Here is a 17999-nt window from a genome sequence, read left to right on the forward strand (position 1 = left end):
CGTCGGTCACGCCCAATCCTTCAGTTGGCAGAGAGGTCCTTACCATCTCAAGGCCGCGGTCGCGAATCCGAAGCCATCGGGCCTTATAGCCAAGCAATGCAAGGCGCGCGACGAAAATACCGGGGAGAACGCGCGCAATCCAAAGCTGGCGCTTGCGGCTGGCCGGACCGCACCCTATAGCAGCGCCTTGAGATGACCGACGCTTCGTCCCTGCCGCTGTTCCCTCACCGCCATCTTCTAGGCATCCGCGATCTTTCCCCCGCTGATATCGAGCTGTTGCTCGATCGCGCCGACCGGGCCGTCTCGATCTCGCGGCAATCTGAAAAGAAGACCTCGACGCTGCGCGGCCGGACACAAATCAACCTCTTCTACGAGGCCTCGACCCGCACGCAATCGTCCTTCGAGCTCGCCGGAAAACGGCTCGGGGCCGACGTCATGAACATGTCGGTGGCGAGCTCTTCGGTGAAGAAGGGCGAGACCCTGATCGACACCGCCATGACGCTCAACGCCATGCGTCCGGATATCCTGATCATCCGCCATCAGTCGGCGGGCGCGGCAGCGCTTCTGGCGCAAAAGGTCGGCTGCTCGGTGGTCAACGCCGGCGACGGCGCGCATGAGCACCCGACGCAGGCGCTGCTCGACGCGCTGACCATACGCCGCGCCAAGGGACCGCTGTCGAAGCTGATCGTGGCGATCTGCGGCGACATTCTGCATTCGCGCGTCGCCCGCTCCAACATCATGCTCTTGAACGCGCTCGGCGCGCAGGTGCGGGTGGTCGCACCCTCGACGCTGCTGCCCGCGGGCATCGACAGGATGGGCGTGATTGTGTCGCGCTCGATGGCGGAAGGACTGAAGGACGCCGACGTCGTGATGATGCTGCGCCTGCAGCGCGAGCGCATGGAAGGCGCCTTCGTGCCGTCGATCCGCGAATATTTCCGCTATTTCGGCCTCGACGCCGAGAAGCTGAAAGCGGCCAAGGAGGATGCGCTGGTCATGCATCCCGGGCCGATGAACCGCGGCGTCGAGATCGCCTCGGAGATCGCCGACGGGCCGCAGAGCGTCATCCAGGAACAGGTCGAGATGGGCGTAGCCGTGCGCATGGCGGTTATGCAAGCGCTGTTAGACCCGCGTCGCAACCAGGAGGGACGCGGCGCATGAGCGTGACGGTCTTCAACAAGGCCCGCATCGTCGACCCCTCGCGCGGTGTCGACGAGATCGGTGCGGTAATCGTCGACGGCCGCCGGATCGCCGCCGCCGGCAAGGCGGCGCTGAACCAGGGCGCGCCCGAAGGCGCTGTCGTCATCGACTGCGCCGGCAAGACGATCATTCCGGGTCTCATCGATGCCCGCGTCTTCATCGGCGAACCCGGCGGTGAGCACCGCGAGACCATCGCCTCGGCAAGCGTCGCTGCGGCAGGCGGCGGCGTCACCTCCATCGTCATGATGCCTGACACCAATCCGGTGATCGACAATGTGGCGCTGGTCGAATTCGTGCTGCGCACGGCAAGGGACACCGCAAGCGTCAACATCTTCCCAGCGGCGGCAATCACAAAGGGTCTCGACGGCCGCGAGATGACCGAGTTCGGCCTGCTGCGCGAAGCCGGCGCCGTGGCCTTCACCGATGGTCGACACACGATCGCCAACGCCTTGGTCATGCGCCGCGCGCTGACTTATGCCCGCGATTTCGGTAGCGTGATCGCGCATGAAACCCAGGATGCCGACCTTGCCTCGGCCGGCGTGATGAACGAGGGCCTTTATGCGAGCTGGCTCGGCCTTTCCTGCATCCCGCGCGAGGCCGAGCTCATCCCGCTGGAGCGGGACCTGGCGCTGGCGCGGCTGACCGGCGGCGCCTATCACGCCGCCAAGATCTCGACTGCGATGGCGGTTGGCGCGGTGAGCCGGGCAAAGGCCGACGGCGCCAATGTCACGGCGGGCGTCGCCATCCACAATCTGTCGCTCAATGAGAACGATGTCGGCGAATACCGCACCTTCTTCCGGCTCACCCCGCCCTTGCGCGCCGAGGACGACCGGATGGCGATGGTCGAGGCGATCAAGGACGGCACGATCGATCTCATCGTCTCCTCGCACGACCCGCAGGATGTCGATACCAAGCGACTGCCTTTCGCGGATGCCGCCGCCGGGGCGATCGGGCTGGAGACGCTGCTTGGCGCAGCACTTCGGCTCTACCACAATGGCGATGTGCCGCTGCTCAGGCTGGTTGAGACCCTGTCCACCGCGCCGGCAAGACTGTTCGGCCTGCCCGGCGGCACGCTGAAGCCGGGTGCCGCGGCCGATCTTGCGCTGGTCGATCTTGACGAGCCCTGGATCGTCAGCGAGAGCGGCCTGCACTCGCGGTCGAAGAACACCTGTTTCGAAGGCGCGCGCCTTCAGGGCAAAGTCTTGCAAACCATGGTAGCGGGCCGCACAGTGTTTTCGGCCTGAACATCAATCGACCAAAGCCGGAAGCAGCTGGATCGGCTGAAATAGGTGGGGGACAATGGGTTACGGGCTCGCACTGATCTTCGGATACCTGCTCGGCTCGATCCCGTTCGGGCTTTTGATTACCCGCGCGGCCGGTCTCGGCGATGTCCGCCAGATCGGTTCAGGCAACATCGGCGCGACCAATGTGCTGCGCACCGGCAACAAGGGGCTCGCCGCTGCGACGCTGCTGCTCGATGCGCTGAAGGGCACCGCGGCAGTGCTGATCGCCGGACATTTCTCGCCGGACTTCGGACTGCTCGCCGGCTTCGGCGCTTTCCTCGGCCATCTCTTTCCGGTCTGGCTAGGATTCAAGGGCGGCAAGGGCGTCGCCACCTACCTCGGCGTGCTGCTCGGGCTTGCCTGGCAGGGCATGGTTGTCTTCGCCGTTGTCTGGCTCGCCATGGCCTTCCTGTTCCGCTACTCCTCGCTCGCGGCGCTCGCGGCGACGGTGGTCGTGCCGATCGCGCTTTACTTCATCAGCACGCCTCAGATCGCCGGCCTGTTCGCGCTGATGAGCCTGATCGTCTTCGTCAAGCACCGCGCCAACATCTCGCGGCTGCTCGCCGGCACCGAGGGCAAGATCGGGGCGAAGGGGTGAGTGCTCCGGTCACCGGCCCGCGCCTTAGCGAGCGGCAACGGCTTGCCTGGCTTCGCCTGATCCGCACGCCGAACGTCGGCCCTGCCTCTTTTCGCGAACTGATCAATCGCTTCGGCTCGGCCGAAGCCGCGCTCGAAATGCTGCCCGAGCTGATGATCTCGGGCGGCGCCAACCGCATCGCTCGCATTCCCTCCGCCGGCGAAGCCGAGGCGGAGTTGGAAGCGGCCCGGCGCGCCGGCGCCCGGTTCGTCGGCATCGGCGAAGCAGACTATCCCGCTTTGCTGAAGACCCTGGACAACCCGCCGCCGCTGTTGGCGGTGAAGGGTGAAGGCGCGGTGTTCCGTCTCCCTGCGGTGGCGATCGTCGGCGCCCGCAACGCCTCGCTCGCCGGCATCAAGATGGCGAGAATGCTGGCGAGCGACCTCGGTCGCGAGGGCTACGCCATCGTCTCCGGCCTCGCACGCGGCATCGACACCGCGGCGCATCAGGGGAGCCTTTCGACCGGCACGGTCGGAGTGCTGGCCGGCGGCCTCGATGTGCCCTACCCGCCGGAAAATGCCGGTCTGTGCGACGACATCGCCGAGCGCGGCGGCGCCATCGTTTCGGAAATGCCCTTCGGCTGGCAGCCGCGAGCGCAGGATTTCCCGCGCCGCAACCGCCTCGTCGCCGGCATTGCGCTCGGGCTCGTCGTGGTCGAAGCCGCACAGCGCTCGGGTTCGCTGATCAGCGCCAGGCTGGCCGGCGAGATGGGCCGACTGGTCTTCGCGGTTCCGGGCTCGCCGCTCGACCCGCGTGCCGCCGGCAGCAATGCGCTGCTCAAGGACGGCGCCACGCTCGTCACCGAAGCGGCCGACATTCTGGGCGCGCTGGCACCGCTGGCTGGCACTCGCCCGCCAAGGACCATGCCGCTCGCCGAGGCGCCCGACTTGTCGGCAATGCCGCCGCCCGGCGACGACGAACGCGCCGACGTGCTGGAAGCGCTCGGCCCGACGCCGATCGCGGTCGACGAGATCATCCGCCACACAGGCTTGAGCGCCGCGCAGATCGCCATGGTGCTGTTGGAGCTCGACCTCGCCGGACGCCTCGAGCGCCATGCCGGCGGGAACGTGTCGCTGGTGGCGTGAACCCGGCTGCTGCTCCGACCTGCGGCTTCAGCGTTAGCGGAACAAATATTTGGACACTTCAGGATTGCCTCGGCGCCACATCACGTTGTCCAGAAAATAGTGGTGCACGTTGATGAAGATCAGCACGATGAAGAAGAACAGCGAGGACCCGAGGACTTGCTTGTCGTAGGGGATCAAGGCAGTCATCGCCATCGGCATAAGCCAGAAGCCGAGATATCCGAGCGCACCACCCCCGACGATGAATCCCAGAACCCTAAGCCTGTAGAGAGGTCCGAGAAAGGACAGTACCTTCGGTTGCGGATTTTGTGCGGCATCCGCGACGTCGCGCTCGACGTTCGTCTGGTAGCGCCAGACCACGGCCAGATACTGCAGCGAGTGGAGGGCCGGCACCACTAGCAGCCAGAGCGGGTTTATCCTCGCAATCAGGATCCACAGATAGAGCGACGCGACATAGGCTACGATGCCGTTATACGGCAGCGCATGACCATTTCTGTGCCAGCGGTTGATCAGCATCAGAACCGTGGCCGCCGTCGAGGCGACGGCCGCCAGCAGGGCAATGTTGGTTATCCAGGAAGGGACCGCGAATGTGTAATATTCCAGGCCGTAATATTTCCCCTGGGTCACCGCCGTGTTCGTCTGGAGCCATGCCAGGATCCACACGACATAGCTGTTGACCAGCAGCACCTTCTTGTCACGATTGTCGAAGAATTTACGCTTCAGCACGGCGTCGACCATCAGCATGCCGTAGCCTTGCTTGACGTAGTGCCAACCGACGAAGAAGAACATGGCGTTGGCTGCGTATCCCAGCAGCCGAGTGTCCGCCCTTGCCGCGCCATATGCAAAGAACGCGGCCATGATCAGGGGGACGACGATGCCCGCGAAAATATAGCGAAGCTGCAGGCTCTTCTCGTATCCGTTGCCCCTCACCTTGCGCCCGAAATTGCGATAGAAAATCTGGTACGAGTGGGCGAAGTGGGGGTAGTTGACCAGATATGCCACGACGACCATGGTTGCAGCGACGAGGCCTTCATATTCGAGCGGCACCAGGAACAGGATGGGCAGGATCAGAAACGCGCTGCCGCCGAGCATGAGGAAATCGGCGACCGGGCCAAACAGATATTTGCCAGGCAGCGTCGCCGCTTTAGCGGCTGAAGCATCCACCGAAAGGTCAAGTGCCATGGTCGAGCTCTCCTTCGGGAAGGATCGAGCTTAGCCGCCACCCCGCCTGGCGACAAGGTTGGGGTGCCGCTCCAGCCTTTGCCGACGTCTCGATCCCCAGTTAGATGGAAAACTGAACGCGTTTCGGCGACTGCAGCTCGCGCCCCATCTTTGCCGCCTGAAAGATCGTCAGCAAGACCAGGATCGGCTCACCGTCTGTCGGATTGACGGTCAGGGCCACGCGGCCGAGTTCGTCACTCATGGCGCAAGTCCAGTCTTTGACGGCAATCACCTTCTTCTCGGGCAATTTATCCTCCCCTTGGGCCGCCATCCTGACGCTACCTGCCAGGTTGCACGCAACCAGGCATGGCGCGGCCGGCCCACACCGGATCGATCCTACTCGCCGGGCAACCATGGCCCCGGCGAATTCGAACACAAGCATTCGCGAATGTAAAAGCAACCGATCAGCCGGCAGTATTAGAGGGCATCGTCAAGTTGCATGATCCAGCAGCCTGGTTGCGACGGTTTCACGGCGATGCTCTGAATTGGCGCGATCGATGCCGTCTACGGTGATCGCGAACATCCCGTTTTCGATCCTTGCTATCCAGCTCTTTGCCTTCAGATACCAAAGATGAAATTCCAGATGTTCTCGCGGGCAGCCCGACAAGCGTTCGAGCTCTTCATCGCCAATGCCAGGATTGTTGACGTCCTGTCGACGTTTTACATAGAGAAGCGACAGCAGCTTGGCCTGGATGACAACGTCCCGTTCAAGCCCTTTGGCATCGCTGGCTTCTTCGGCGAGCTCGCGGCGAACGCTCAAATGGTCTCTATACTGGACATCGTATTGGGCGCGTTTGACTGGATCCTTGAGCGTATTATGGGCTTCTACGATTTCGCTGAAGCGTGACTCATTGCCGGTATCCCGATTGTCGGGATGGTAGCGCATGGCAAAGTAACGAAATATCCGCTCGATCGTTTCCGAATTCGCGTTCGGGCTGATCTCGAGCAGCTCATAGTAGTCAACGAACATAGTGGTGATTCCACAGAATCGATATTGCGACACCACTCCCCAACCGCAGCATCGCGCAACCGTCCTGCCCGCGCAAGCCGCATACCGAGCATGAGGGACTCGCCGCAAGCGATCTTGCGGAACCTGGCAGTCAGAATTCACGGAAGGCTGTTGAGCCTAGGCGGAAGGCAGCAGCGGCGCCGACAGGGTCGCTTTGGGAAGAACTCGTCGGGCGAGGCCCCCAACAACGGCCTTCAAGCCCGACGAGCTGCCGGGGATCAAACCGGCCATGTCTGCGGTGCAAAGCCGATGCCAAGCATTCCCGTCCTGAAACGAGACAGGAAGACCAAATGCCACCTGGTCGGGTCGTTTCGGCTGCCGGGCTTTCTCGGTGCCAATCACGAATCTGGCAGCCACAGATAAGCCGGGGCGTGAGAAGCGGTCTGCCGTCTCGAAGTCGAAACCTTATCTCGTTGAAATGGCCTGGATATTTGGTGAGCGCGATGGGATTCGAACCCATGACCTACTGATTAAAAGTCAGTTGCTCTACCGGCTGAGCTACGCGCTCCCGCGGGCTCAAAACACCGCCCTCGAAATTGCGCGGAACATAGGGAGAGTGCCGCGACCGGTCAACCGGAAAAACACCAGCTTCCAAGGCGGATTTTGAACGGATCCCGAAGGCGCGCTTAAGGTGCCCGGGAGAAGCTTTCGGTGCCTCCGCCGATCACCCGGACCCGTGCCGCTTCAGAAAGCCCTACGATAACAATAGGTTGATGGAGAAGCGGGAACCATTGCAACCCAGACCCGTTTCGCAACACAGGGACGATTACCAACCCTCGAGGAGTACATCGATGAAAAGGATCGCATCAGGCCTGATGGCAGCCGCCCTCTCGGCGTCGTTCATCGCGGCGGAGGTGGTGCCGGTCAACGCTCAGCCAGCTTATATGCCACAATCCCAGGGCCTCTCATCGGATGTCCAGACCGTGCAGTATCGGGATTGGAGACGACACCGCAGCTTCAACCGCGATTTCTCGCGTCGCGACGGCGTCGTCTACTGGAATGGCCATCGCGGCTACCGTGAATATCGCCGCGGCTATCGCCGGCATGGCGATTATTGGTTCCCGCTCGCTGCCTTCGCCACCGGCGCGCTGATTACCGGCGCCATCATCAACAGCCAGAACCGCGTCTATCGTGGCGGCGATGCCCATGTGCAGTGGTGCTATGACCGCTATCGGTCTTATCGCGCCTCGGACAACACCTTCCAGCCCTACAACGGCCCGCGTCAGCAGTGCGTTTCGCCCTACTGACAGCCTCCAGTCAGTATCCAGGGTCGTTGACCGAGCCCGTGCCGCAAGGCACGGGCTCTCTGTTCGTTCAGCTGGCCCAGTTGACGCTTTTCAATATCAGGTACAGGCCCCCGCCTTCCCCTCGGGGTGAGCGATAGGCTCCGAGCGCGTTGCAAATCCGAACCATGGCACCGGTCAGTCCCCAACCAAGCGCTTCGAGGTCATCGGCCACGTCGAGCACATAAGCCTGCGCCAGTTCGTCTATGCCCTTCTCCTCGCCGAATGACCGAACCAGCTTGGCGTCGCTGAGAAGGTCGCCCGGCAAATTTGAATTTGCCCAAGCCCATAGCCAGTTGTCCGCCTTGGCGCTTGTAGAGCCGGCAATCTGTATGTGAGCGACCACCTTGACGACACCATCTGCCGAAAAAAGCAGTTTTCCGGTCGTTAAGTCATAGTCGTAGCGCTGCCAGCTGCCGAGGCGGAATTCATCCTCCAAACGATGGTTCTTGGCGTTCAGTTGGTCGAAAGCCTCGTCACGCCATGCGGGGTACCAGTCCGGATGCTTCATGCCCCCTCGCCTTGCCGTGTCTCCCGCGCCCCTCATTGCACACTCAGCGTCCTGCGCACTGCGTCGCGCCAGCCACTCAGCTTGGCGGAACGGGTGGCGGCGTCCATATCCGGCTTGAAGCGCTTATCGAGAGACCAGGTCTTGGCAAACTCCTTCGCCTTCGGCCACACGCCGGCTTTGGATCCGGCAAGCCAGGCGGCACCCAGCGCGGTCGTTTCCAGGATGGTCGGCCGATCGACCGGCGCGTCGAGGATGTCGGCCAACCTCTGCATGGTCCAATCCGATGCGACCATGCCGCCGTCGACCCGCAGCACGGTCTTGGCGGAAGCGCCCTTCCAATCCTTGCGCATGGCGTCGAGCAGGTCGCGCGTCTGGAAGGCGACGGATTCGAGCGCCGCGCGCGCGAACTCGGCCGGGCCTGAATTGCGCGTCAGGCCGAAGATCGCGCCGCGGGCATCCGCGTCCCAGTGCGGCGCGCCCAGGCCGACAAAGGCCGGCACCAGATAGACTTGTTGCGCCGGATCGGCGGTCGCCGCCAGCGCGCCGCTCTGCTCGGCCTTGCCGATCACCTTGATGCCGTCGCGCAGCCATTGCACGGCGGCACCCGCAATGAAGATCGAGCCCTCCAGCGCATAGGTGGTCTTGCCGTTCAACCGATAGGCGATGGTGGTCAAGAGCCGGTTCTTCGAGCGCACCAGATCGGCGCCGGTGTTCAGCAGCGCGAAGCAGCCGGTGCCGTAGGTGGACTTCATCATGCCCGGCTCGAAACAGGCCTGGCCGATGGTCGCTGCGTGCTGGTCGCCGGCGACCCCGAGAATCCTCATCTCGGCGCCGAAAAGGCTCTTTTCTGTGACACCGAAATCATCGGCGCAGTCCTTCACCTGCGGCAGGACCGCGGCCGGTATGTTCAGGATGGACAGCAGCTCGTCGTCCCAGACATTCTTCTCGATGTTGTAGACCAGCGTGCGCGAGGCGTTGGTGGCATCGGTGGCGTGTACCTTGCCGCCGGTCAGGCGCCAGATGAGAAAACTGTCGATCGTGCCGGCGAGCAATTCGCCTTTCTCGGCGCGCTTTCTCGCGCCCTTCACCTTGTCCAGCATCCAGGCGATCTTGGTGCCGGAGAAATAGGGATCGAGCAGCAACCCGGTCTTTTTCGTGAACGTCTTCTCCAGCCCTTGCTTCTTGAGCTTCTGGCAAAGCGGCGCGGTTCGTCTGTCCTGCCACACAATCGCGTTGTGGATCGGTTTTCCCGTCGCCTTGTCCCAGATGACCACCGTCTCGCGCTGGTTGGTGATGCCGATCGCGGCCATATCCGATGCTGCGCAACCGGCAGCCTTCAGCGCCGCCTTCACTGTCGCGAGCACGCTTGCCCAAATGTCTTCCGGATCATGCTCGACCCAGCCGGAAGCCGGATAATGCTGCGTGAATTCCTGCTGGCCCGTGCCGGCGACTTTCATTTCATTGTCGAAGACAATCGCCCTGGTCGAGGTCGTTCCCTGGTCGATGGCCAGCACAAAACCGCTCATTCCGTCCCTCCACTTCTCATGCAACAGGGGAGACGGCCAAGCCGCCTCCCCTGCATTTCCTACACAGGCTCGCGGGCCTGCGTCATGCAGTTACTGCTGCTGCCAGCTCTTCACCAGCTCGTCGTAGTTGATGGTGATCGGCTTTTCCTTTTCGTTCTCGATCTTCAACTGCGGCGCAAGGTTGCCCTTCGAGACCGCGTCCTTGTTCCAGTATTCGAGATCATGCTCTTCGGCCATCTTCGGGCCGATATCGCCCTGGACGCCCGACTTCTCGATGCGGCTCATGACCTTTTCCTGCTCGGCGCAAAGCGAGTCCATCGCTTCCTGCGCGGTCTTGGCGCCCGACGACGCATCGCCGATCGCCTGCCACCAGAGCTGAGCGAGCTTCGGATAGTCAGGCACGTTGGTGCCGGTCGGCGACCACTGGACGCGGGCCGGCGAGCGGTAGAACTCGATCAGGCCGCCGAGCTTCGGAGCGCGCTCGGTGAAGCTCTTGTCGTGGATCGTGCTCTCGCGGATGAAGGTCAAGCCGACATGGCTCTTCTTCACGTCGACGGTCTTCGAGGTGACGAACTGGGCGTAAAGCCAGGCGGCCTTGGCGCGGTCGGTCGGCGTCGACTTCATCAACGTCCAGGAACCCACGTCCTGGTAGCCGAGCTTCATGCCGTCCTTCCAGTAGACACCATGCGGCGACGGCGCCATGCGCCACTTCGGCGTGCCGTCGTCGTTCAGCACCGCCTTGGCGCTGGCGTCGACCATCGAGGCGGTGAAAGCGGTGTACCAGAAGATCTGCTGGGCCACCCCACCCTGCGCCGGAACCGGGCCGGATTCGGAGAAGGTCATGCCCTGCGCTTCGGCCGGGGCGTAGGCCTTCAGCCAGTCGAGGTATTTCTGGATCGAGTAGACGGCAGCCGGACCATTCGTGTCGCCGCCGCGCGCGGTGCAGGAGCCCACGGGCCGCGAATTCTCGTCGACCTTGATGCCCCATTCGTCGACCGGCAGGCCGTTCGGAATGCCCTTGTCGCCGTTGCCGGCCATGGACAGCCAGGCGTCGGTGAACCGCCAGCCGAGCGACGGGTCCTTCTTGCCGTAGTCCATGTGGCCGTAGACCTTCTTGCCATCGATTTCGCGGCCGGTGAAGAACGCGGCGATGTCCTCATAGGCCGACCAGTTGACGGGAACGCCGAGATCGTAGCCGTACTTGGCCTTGAAGTCGGCCTTGTTCTTCTCGTCGTTGAACCAGTCGTAGCGGAACCAGTAGAGGTTCGCGAACTGCTGGTCCGGCAGTTGATAGAGCTTCTTGTCGGGCGCCGTCGTGAACGAGGTGCCGATGAAGTCCTTCAGGTCGAGATTCGGATTGGTGACGTCCTTGCCGTCGCCTTCCATCCAGTCGGTCAGGTTGCGCACCTGCTGGTAGCGCCAGTGCGTGCCGATCAGGTCGGAGTCGTTGACCCAGCCGTCATAGAGGTTCTGACCGGTCTGCATCTGGGTCTGGATCTTCTCGACGACGTCACCTTCCTGGATCGTGTCGTGGGTGACCTTGATGCCAGTGATGGCCGAGAAGGCCGGCGCCAGCACCTGCGATTCATAGGAATGGGTGGCGATGGTTTCCGACACGACCTTGATGTCCATGCCGGCAAACGGCTTGGCTGCGTCGATGAACCACTGCATTTCCTTTTCCTGATCGGCGCGCGAAAGCGTCGACAGATCACCTATCTCCTTGTCGAGAAAGGCTTTTGCCTCGTCCATACCGGCATAGGCGTTACCTACGCCCAGCAATAGTGCAATGGCTGTCGTTGATGTAAAAATTTGCCGTCGCATGTGTTTCCTCCAGTCTTAGGTTGCAAGTGCGATCTGGAGCGGCCGCCGGCACGCGGCCGCTCCAACTATTTCCCCCTCTATACGTATCGGAATACGCCGATCGCGTAGACCACGGAGAGAGCGAGAGCCCACCACAGGTTGGGTCCAACGAGACCCAGCCAAGCGAGATGGATAAAGGCGCTGCCGAGCAGCGACAGGAAGAGGCGGTCGCCGCGCGTCGTTTCGAAGCGCAGGATCCCGACGCGCGGATTGCCGCCGGGCGAGGCATATTCCCAGGCCGCCATGCCGACCAGCAGCAGCAATACGGTTCCGAAGAAAGCCGCCGTCGGCAACGTCCACGCCATCCAGGAGAAGTCGAGGTTCATCGATCACACCCTCCCCAGGGCGAAGCCCTTGGCGATATAGTTGCGCACAAACCAGATCACGAGCGCGCCGGGGATCAGCGTCAGCACGCCGGCTGCGGCGAGCAGCCCCCAGTCCATGCCGGCGGCCGAGACGGTGCGGGTCATGGTGGCCGCGATCGGCTTGGCGTCGGTCGTCGTCAGCGTTCGGGCGATCAAAAGCTCCACCCAAGAGAACATGAAGCAGAAGAAGCAGGCGACACCGATGCCGCTCGCGATCAGCGGCATGAAGATCTTTACGAAGAAGCGCGGGAAGGAATAGCCGTCGATATAGGCGGTCTCGTCGATCTCCTTCGGCACCCCGGACATGAAGCCTTCCAGGATCCACACCGCCAGCGGCACGTTGAACAGACAGTGCGCCAGCGCCACCGCGATATGCGTGTCGATCAGGCCGAAGGCCGAATAGAGCTGGAAGAACGGCAGGGCGAACACCGCCGGCGGCGCCATGCGGTTCGTCAAGAGCCAGAAGAACAGGTGCTTGTCGCCGAGGAAGCGGTAGCGCGAGAAGGCGTACGCCGCGGGCAGCGCCACGGCCACCGAGATCACCATGTTCATCACCACATAGGTGATCGAATTGATGTAGCCCGAATACCAGGACGCATCGGTGAAGATGGTGCGGTAGTTTGCCAGCGTCGGATTGTGCGGGAACAACGTCAGCGACGAGACGATCTCCGCATTGGTCTTGAAGCTCATGTTGATGAGCCAGTAGATCGGCAGCAGCAGCACGACGATGTAGAGCGTCGGCACAATCCACCACCAGCGCGATTCCTCGCCCCGGCGCCGCATCAGCTTCGCCACCTCGTCCTGCGAAAGCGTGCTGCCTACCTCGGTGACCGCCGCTTCGCTTACGCGTGTCGTCTCGTTTGCGCTCGCCATCTCAGCGCTCCGCGTCGTAGTTGGTCATCACGGTGTAGAACACCCACGACAACAACAGGATGATCAGGAAATAGACCAGCGACATGGCCGCCGCCGGACCGAGATCGAACTGACCGAGCGCCATCTTGACGAGGTCGATCGACAGGAACGTGGTCGAATTGCCGGGACCGCCGCCGGTGACAACGAAGGGCTCGGTATAGATCATGAAGGAGTCCATGAAGCGCAGCAGCACCGCGATCAGCAGCACCCGCTGCATCTTCGGCAGCTGGATGTAGCGGAACACCGCCCAGCGCGAGGCGCCGTCGATCTTGGCCGCCTGGTAGAAGGCGTCCGGGATCGAAACCAGGCCGGCATAGCAGAGCAGCACGACCAGGCTCGTCCAGTGCCACACGTCCATGATGATGACGGTGACCCACGCGTCGATCGGATCCTGGACATAGTTGTAGTCGATGCCGAATGCGTTGACGTAGTAGCCGAGCAGGCCGATGTCGTTGCGGCCGAACACCTGCCAGATCGTGCCGACGACGTTCCATGGGATGAGCAGCGGCAGCGCCATCAGCACCAGGCAGACCGGCACGCCCCATCCCTTCTTCGGCATGTTGAGCGCGATGAAGATGCCGAGCGGCACCTCGATCGCCAGGATGATGAAGGAGAAGATCAGGTTGCGCGCCATCGCTTCCCAGAAGCGGTCGGACGCCAGCAACTCCTCGAACCACTCGGTGCCGGCCCAGAAGAAGACATTGTTGCCGAACGTGTCCTGCACCGAATAGTTGACGACGGTCATCAGCGGAATGACGGCCGAGAAGGCCACCAGCACCAACACCGGCAGGACGAGGAACCAGGCTTTGTTGTTCCAGGTCTTTTCCATCTACGCCCCCATCTCGACGCGCCATGAATCGGCATAGATGTTGATGCCGGCCGGATCGAAGCGGACCCTGGGTTCGGTCGGCAGCTCATCGTCCTCGCCGATGACGGCGGCGATCTCTTTGCCCTCGAGATTGGCGCGAACCACCTTGTGGCGGCCAACATCCTCGACCTTGCTGACGGAAACCGCCATGCCCTCGCGGCCGAGCCGGACATATTCGGGACGGATGCCGAGCTCGACGGGACCGGCTTCGGCCCTGGGTGCGCCCGGCAGTTCGATGCGCTGCGAGCCGAGCAACGCCGTCCTGCCTTCGAGCGCAACCGGAAGCACATTCATGCCCGGCGAACCGATGAAATAGCCGACGAAGGTGTGGCGCGGCCGCTCGAACAGCTCGGCCGGCGTGCCGATCTGCACGATCTCGCCGTCATACATGACCACGACGCGGTCGGCGAAAGTCAGCGCTTCGGTCTGGTCGTGCGTGACATAGACCATGGTGTAACCAAACCGGCGATGCAGCTGCTTCAGCTGCGAACGCAGCACCCATTTCATATGCGGATCGATGACGGTGAGCGGCTCGTCGAACAGGATGGCGTTGACGTCCGAGCGCACCAGTCCTCGACCGAGCGAGATCTTCTGCTTCTGGTCGGCGGTCAGCCGGCGCGCCTTCCGGTTCGCCATCGAGGCGAGATCGATCATGTCGAGCGTCTCGCGCACCTTGCGGTCGACATCGGCCTCCGGCACGCGGCGGTTGCGCAGCGGAAAGGCCAGATTGTCGTAGACGGTCATGGTGTCGTAGATGACCGGGAATTGGAACACCTGGGCGATATTGCGCTCCTGCGTCGACAGATTGGTCACGTTCCGGCCGTTGAACAGGAGCTGGCCGTGCGAGGGATGGAGCAGCCCCGAGATGATGTTGAGCAAGGTGGTCTTGCCGCAGCCGGACGGCCCGAGCAGCGCATAGGCGCCGCCGTCCTCGAAGGTGTGATGCACTTCCTTCAGCGCGAAATCCGAATCCTTCTTTGGATTGGTCAGGTAGGAGTGGCGGATGTGGTTGACGTCGATGCGTGCCATCGCTCCCTCCTCAAGCCGCCAGCTTCGACGCAGTCACCGCGCGGCCGTTCTGGTCGAAGACCATGATGTGGCGCGGGTCGATGAACACCTCGACCTCGTCGTCGGTCTCGAAATCGAGGATGCCGTGCGCGAGCATCACCCAGCGCGCGTCGGCGAAGTCGAGATGGACGAAGCTTTCCGAGCCGGTGATCTCGGTGATGGTGACCTTGGCCCGCACCGGCACGGCGCCGGGGTTGGCACGCTCCAGCGACAAATGGTGCGGCTGGAAGCCGATCGTGTAGCTGGCATCCGGAATGCCGAGCAGTTCGGGCGGCACCGGCAGCTTCACGCCTCCTTCGAGAAGGAAGTCCGATCCCTTCTTGGCGAGCACAATGGTGTTGAGCGGAGGGTCGGCGAAGGTCCGCGCCGTCACCAGGTCGACCGGCTTGCGGAACACCTCGACGGTTGGGCCGAACTGCGTGACGCGACCTTCCGAAAGCGTCGCGGTGTTGCCGCCGAGCAAAAGCGCCTCGTGCGGCTCGGTCGTGGCATAGACGAAGATCGTGCCCGCCGCGGCGAAAATCTTCGGCAATTCGGCGCGCAACTCCTCGCGCAGCTTGTAGTCGAGATTGGCGAGCGGCTCGTCGAGCAGCACCAGGCTGGCGTTCTTGACGATGGCGCGGGCAAGCGCCGTGCGCTGCTGCTGGCCGCCCGAGAGGTTGAGCGGCGTGCGGTCGAGATAGGGCGTGAGCTTGAGAAGTGCCGCAGCGTCGCGCACCTCCTTGTCGATCCTGGCCTGTTCGATGCCGGCAACCCGCAGCGGCGAGGCGATGTTCTCGTACACCGTCATCGCCGGGTAGTTGATGAATTGCTGGTAGACCATGGCGACGTTGCGCTTCTGCACCGGCTGTCCGGTGACGTCCTTGCCGTCGAACCAGACGGAGCCGGAAGTTGGCGCGTCGAGCCCGGCCATCAGCCGCATCAGGCTGGTCTTGCCGGAAAGCGTCGGCCCGAGCAGGACATTCAGCGAGCCGTGCTGAAGCGTCAGCGACACGTCGCGGACATGCTCCTGCGCGCCGACCGTCTTCGTCACGTTCCTCAATTCCAGCATTACGCCTCCTCCCAGGCCTTGCGCATCAGCGCTCGATCCTCATTCCGCCGCGGCGACATGGCGGCTGCTTAACCCGCGCATGAATTCTTCCAATGCCGCCGTCTGCTCGCGGCTGAAATGCAGGCCGCGTTTGGTCCTGCGCCACAGCACGTCCTCGGCGGTGATCGCCCACTCGTTCTCGACCAGGTAGCGCACCTCGGCTTCATAGAGGTCGGCACCGAAATTGCGGCCGAGATCGGCATTCGACTTGGCGAGGCCAAGCAGCTTCTCCGCGCGCGTGCCGTAAAGCCGGGTCAACCTGCGTGCCAGCCGTTGGTCGAGGAACGGATAGGCGTTCTTGAGCCTCGATACCTGCTCGTCGAACCCGGTCGCCGGAAAATCGCCGCCGGGCAGCGGCGCGTTGGCGGTCCATGGCTTGCCGCGCTTGCCGAGAAAGCCTTCGATCTTCTCCAACATCGATTCCGCCAGCCGGCGGAACGTGGTGATCTTGCCGCCGAAGGCGTTGAGCAAGGGGGCGGCACCCTCCCCGCCATCGGCCTTCAGCACATAGTCGCGCGTCGCCTCCTGCGCCTTCGAGGCGCCGTCGTCATAAAGCGGGCGCACCGCCGAATAGGTCCAGACGATGTCCGAACGCTTGACCGGCTGGGCGAAATATTCGCTCGCGGCGGCGCAAAGATAGTCGATCTCGGTATCGCTGATCTTCACCTCATGCGGATCGCCGGGAAAGTCGCGGTCGGTGGTGCCGATCAGCGTGAACTCTTCTTCGTAAGGAATGGCGAAGATGATGCGTCCGTCCTTGTTCTGAAAGAAATAGGCGCGCGGATCGTCGAACTTCTTGCCGATGACGATGTGGCTGCCCTGCACCAGCCGAACATTGTGCACATCGTTCTGGCCGACGGTTTTTGCCAATACCTGATCGACCCACGGCCCGGCGGCGTTGACGAGAAGACGCGCGCGGACTTCCTCGATCTCGCCGGTCAGCACGTTCTGGATCTTGATCGTCCACAGCCCGCTCTCGCGGCGCGCGCTGACCACCTTGGTGCGAGTGCGGATGACGGCGCCGCGGTCGGCCGCGTCGCGGGCATTGAGCGCCACGAGGCGGGCATCGTTGACCCAGCCGTCCGAATATTCGAACGCCTTGCGGAACAGCGGCTTCAGCGGCTTGCCGGCCGGATCGGTGGCCATGTCCAGCGTCTTGGTCGCCGGCAGCAGCTTGCGCCCGCCGATATGGTCGTAAAGGAAAAGGCCGAGCCGGATCAGCCAGGCCGGACGCAGGCCCTTGGCGTAGGGCAGCACGAAGCGCATCGGCCAGATGATATGCGGCGCGTTCTTCCACAGAACCTCGCGCTCCATCAGCGCTTCGCGCACCAGCCGGAATTCGTAGAACTCGAGATAGCGCAACCCGCCATGGATCAGTTTGGTCGAGCCGGAGGAAGTCCCGCTGGCGAGATCGTTCATCTCGGCGAGGTATACGGAAAATCCGCGGCCAACGGCGTCGCGGGCGATGCCGCAGCCATTGATGCCGCCGCCTATGACAAAAATGTCATGGATCGGAGATGCGTCCACAGGGTTCCTCCACGATTTCGCATTGCACCATTTTTGTGTTTCGCGAAACCGTGGCGGGATTATTTCGAACTCGATCCGAATGTCAAACGAAATATCACAGGTGCGTGAGATGTCCGTGAAGAGACGTTATCCAAGCGCTGTCTCGATCAAACGAACCTCCGTTTCCTCGCAAATCCGGCGCACCGAAGGGATGTCGCAACGGTCGGTGATGAAGGTGTTCACCTGCGACAGGTGACCAATGCGAACCGGCGCCGTGCGCTCGAATTTTGTCCGGTCGGAGACGAGAATCACATGACGCGCATTGGCGATGATGGCCTGCGCCACTTTCACTTCGCGAAAGTCGAAGTCGAGCAGCGCGCCGTCATGGTCGATGGCCGAGGCGCCGATGACGGCGTAGTCGACTTTGAACTGGCGAATGAAATCCACCGCGGCCTCACCCACGACGCCGCCGTCGGAGCCGCGTACAACGCCGCCGGCGATCACCACCTCGATCGAAGGATAGATCCGCATCCTATTGGCAACGTTGATGTTATTGGTGATGACCATAAGCCCGTTATGGT

General features: G+C 62.7%; 18 protein-coding genes, 1 tRNA gene and 1 pseudogene. 6 read left to right on the top strand and 14 right to left on the bottom strand.

Translation table 11 applies throughout. The features are described 5' to 3' along the window. The 5 genes from EOA75_RS34505 to dprA form a co-directional block, all read left to right on the top strand. Positions 1 to 196: hypothetical protein (locus EOA75_RS34505; RefSeq protein WP_206516993.1), on the top strand; the 196-nt coding region annotated here is incomplete at its 5' end. Then, the gene (locus tag EOA75_RS12590; protein ID WP_095777744.1) at positions 193 to 1158 is read left to right on the top strand and encodes an aspartate carbamoyltransferase catalytic subunit; all 966 of its coding nucleotides are present in this window, start codon (positions 193 to 195) and stop codon (positions 1156 to 1158) included. The genes EOA75_RS34505 and EOA75_RS12590, both read left to right, overlap by 4 nt. After that, positions 1155 to 2441 carry a dihydroorotase gene (locus EOA75_RS12595; protein WP_127324357.1) on the top strand — a complete coding sequence of 429 codons (1287 nt, stop codon included), beginning with the start codon at positions 1155 to 1157 and terminating at the stop codon, positions 2439 to 2441. The genes EOA75_RS12590 and EOA75_RS12595 overlap by 4 nt, the downstream gene beginning before the upstream one ends. A gap of 55 nt (positions 2442 to 2496) precedes the next feature. After that, positions 2497 to 3078, top strand: coding sequence for a glycerol-3-phosphate 1-O-acyltransferase PlsY (gene plsY, locus EOA75_RS12600; protein ID WP_067319814.1), 582 nt, complete (start codon positions 2497 to 2499; stop codon positions 3076 to 3078). Further along, positions 3075 to 4202, top strand: coding sequence for a DNA-processing protein DprA (gene dprA / locus EOA75_RS12605; RefSeq protein WP_095825355.1), 1128 nt, complete (start codon positions 3075 to 3077; stop codon positions 4200 to 4202). The genes plsY and dprA overlap by 4 nt, the downstream gene beginning before the upstream one ends. Positions 4203 to 4235: 33 nt before the next feature. Here dprA and EOA75_RS12610 read toward each other — a convergent pair whose 3' ends face one another. The 4 genes from EOA75_RS12610 to EOA75_RS12625 form a co-directional block, all read right to left on the bottom strand. Then, entirely contained in the window at positions 4236 to 5381 is a 1146-nt protein-coding gene (locus tag EOA75_RS12610; RefSeq protein WP_127324358.1) for a hypothetical protein, read from the bottom strand. 100 nt (positions 5382 to 5481) lie between these two features. Then, positions 5482 to 5667, bottom strand: a complete 186-nt coding sequence (locus EOA75_RS12615; protein WP_066992556.1) for a hypothetical protein — start codon at positions 5665 to 5667, stop codon at positions 5482 to 5484. Between the two features lie 183 nt (positions 5668 to 5850). Beyond that, positions 5851 to 6390 (bottom strand): J domain-containing protein, encoded by a 540-nt coding sequence (locus EOA75_RS12620; protein WP_067319800.1) that lies wholly within the window; start codon positions 6388 to 6390, stop codon positions 5851 to 5853. Positions 6391 to 6861: 471 nt separating this feature from the next. Beyond that, positions 6862 to 6937: transfer RNA gene (locus tag EOA75_RS12625), tRNA-Lys, on the bottom strand. 283 nt (positions 6938 to 7220) lie between these two features. Between EOA75_RS12625 and EOA75_RS12630 the strand changes: the two genes are divergently transcribed. After that, entirely contained in the window at positions 7221 to 7676 is a 456-nt protein-coding gene (locus tag EOA75_RS12630; protein WP_127324359.1) for a BA14K family protein, read from the top strand. A 67-nt stretch (positions 7677 to 7743) separates the two neighbouring features. Here the strand turns inward: EOA75_RS12630 and EOA75_RS12635 are convergent, their stop codons facing one another. From EOA75_RS12635 to EOA75_RS12680, 10 genes and pseudogenes are all read right to left on the bottom strand, one after another. Next, positions 7744 to 8223, bottom strand: coding sequence for a DUF6882 domain-containing protein (locus tag EOA75_RS12635; protein WP_067319793.1), 480 nt, complete (start codon positions 8221 to 8223; stop codon positions 7744 to 7746). A gap of 32 nt (positions 8224 to 8255) precedes the next feature. Then, positions 8256 to 9749, bottom strand: coding sequence for a glycerol kinase GlpK (gene glpK / locus EOA75_RS12640; RefSeq protein WP_127324360.1), 1494 nt, complete (start codon positions 9747 to 9749; stop codon positions 8256 to 8258). Positions 9750 to 9839: 90 nt separating this feature from the next. After that, positions 9840 to 11570, bottom strand: a complete 1731-nt coding sequence (locus EOA75_RS12645) for an ABC transporter substrate-binding protein (protein ID WP_066992542.1) — start codon at positions 11568 to 11570, stop codon at positions 9840 to 9842. A gap of 77 nt (positions 11571 to 11647) precedes the next feature. Continuing rightward, a complete protein-coding gene (locus tag EOA75_RS12650) occupies positions 11648 to 11935 on the bottom strand; it encodes a DUF2160 domain-containing protein (protein ID WP_067319787.1) in 288 nt (95 codons plus the stop codon). 3 nt (positions 11936 to 11938) lie between these two features. Next, positions 11939 to 12847 carry a carbohydrate ABC transporter permease gene (locus tag EOA75_RS12655; RefSeq protein WP_066992537.1) on the bottom strand — a complete coding sequence of 303 codons (909 nt, stop codon included), beginning with the start codon at positions 12845 to 12847 and terminating at the stop codon, positions 11939 to 11941. 1 nt (position 12848) lies between these two features. After that, complete coding sequence (locus tag EOA75_RS12660) at positions 12849 to 13715, bottom strand: sugar ABC transporter permease (protein WP_066992534.1); 867 nt, start codon at positions 13713 to 13715, stop codon at positions 12849 to 12851. Continuing rightward, positions 13716 to 14783, bottom strand: a complete 1068-nt coding sequence (locus EOA75_RS12665) for an ABC transporter ATP-binding protein (RefSeq protein WP_127324361.1) — start codon at positions 14781 to 14783, stop codon at positions 13716 to 13718. A gap of 10 nt (positions 14784 to 14793) precedes the next feature. Then, entirely contained in the window at positions 14794 to 15873 is a 1080-nt protein-coding gene (locus tag EOA75_RS12670; protein WP_127324362.1) for an ABC transporter ATP-binding protein, read from the bottom strand. 39 nt (positions 15874 to 15912) lie between these two features. Then, positions 15913 to 17439 carry a glycerol-3-phosphate dehydrogenase gene (gene glpD, locus EOA75_RS12675; protein ID WP_067319781.1) on the bottom strand — a complete coding sequence of 509 codons (1527 nt, stop codon included), beginning with the start codon at positions 17437 to 17439 and terminating at the stop codon, positions 15913 to 15915. A 126-nt stretch (positions 17440 to 17565) separates the two neighbouring features. Continuing rightward, a pseudogene (locus EOA75_RS12680) lies at positions 17566 to 17999 on the bottom strand (DeoR family transcriptional regulator); the annotation flags it as partial.

The sequence above is a fragment of the Mesorhizobium sp. M1A.F.Ca.IN.022.07.1.1 genome, assembly GCF_003997575.1.
In the GTDB taxonomy this organism is placed as follows: domain Bacteria; phylum Pseudomonadota; class Alphaproteobacteria; order Rhizobiales; family Rhizobiaceae; genus Mesorhizobium.

Bases quoted from the DNA above. Each gene is read 5' to 3' on its own strand.
- EOA75_RS12665 (WP_127324361.1), bottom strand. From the start codon at position 14,783: ATGGCACGCATCGACGTCAACCACATCCGCCACTCCTACCTGACCAAT.
- EOA75_RS12660 (WP_066992534.1), bottom strand. From the start codon at position 13,715: ATGGAAAAGACCTGGAACAACAAAGCCTGGTTCCTCGTCCTGCCGGTG.
- EOA75_RS12655 (WP_066992537.1), bottom strand. From the start codon at position 12,847: ATGGCGAGCGCAAACGAGACGACACGCGTAAGCGAAGCGGCGGTCACC.
- glpK (WP_127324360.1), bottom strand. From the start codon at position 9,749: ATGAGCGGTTTTGTGCTGGCCATCGACCAGGGAACGACCTCGACCAGG.
- plsY (WP_067319814.1), top strand. From the start codon at position 2,497: ATGGGTTACGGGCTCGCACTGATCTTCGGATACCTGCTCGGCTCGATC.
- EOA75_RS12610 (WP_127324358.1), bottom strand. From the start codon at position 5,381: ATGGCACTTGACCTTTCGGTGGATGCTTCAGCCGCTAAAGCGGCGACG.
- EOA75_RS12670 (WP_127324362.1), bottom strand. From the start codon at position 15,873: ATGCTGGAATTGAGGAACGTGACGAAGACGGTCGGCGCGCAGGAGCAT.
- EOA75_RS12630 (WP_127324359.1), top strand. From the start codon at position 7,221: ATGAAAAGGATCGCATCAGGCCTGATGGCAGCCGCCCTCTCGGCGTCG.
- EOA75_RS12620 (WP_067319800.1), bottom strand. From the start codon at position 6,390: ATGTTCGTTGACTACTATGAGCTGCTCGAGATCAGCCCGAACGCGAAT.
- EOA75_RS12650 (WP_067319787.1), bottom strand. From the start codon at position 11,935: ATGAACCTCGACTTCTCCTGGATGGCGTGGACGTTGCCGACGGCGGCT.
- EOA75_RS12645 (WP_066992542.1), bottom strand. From the start codon at position 11,570: ATGCGACGGCAAATTTTTACATCAACGACAGCCATTGCACTATTGCTG.
- EOA75_RS12635 (WP_067319793.1), bottom strand. From the start codon at position 8,223: ATGAAGCATCCGGACTGGTACCCCGCATGGCGTGACGAGGCTTTCGAC.
- EOA75_RS12595 (WP_127324357.1), top strand. From the start codon at position 1,155: ATGAGCGTGACGGTCTTCAACAAGGCCCGCATCGTCGACCCCTCGCGC.
- EOA75_RS12590 (WP_095777744.1), top strand. From the start codon at position 193: ATGACCGACGCTTCGTCCCTGCCGCTGTTCCCTCACCGCCATCTTCTA.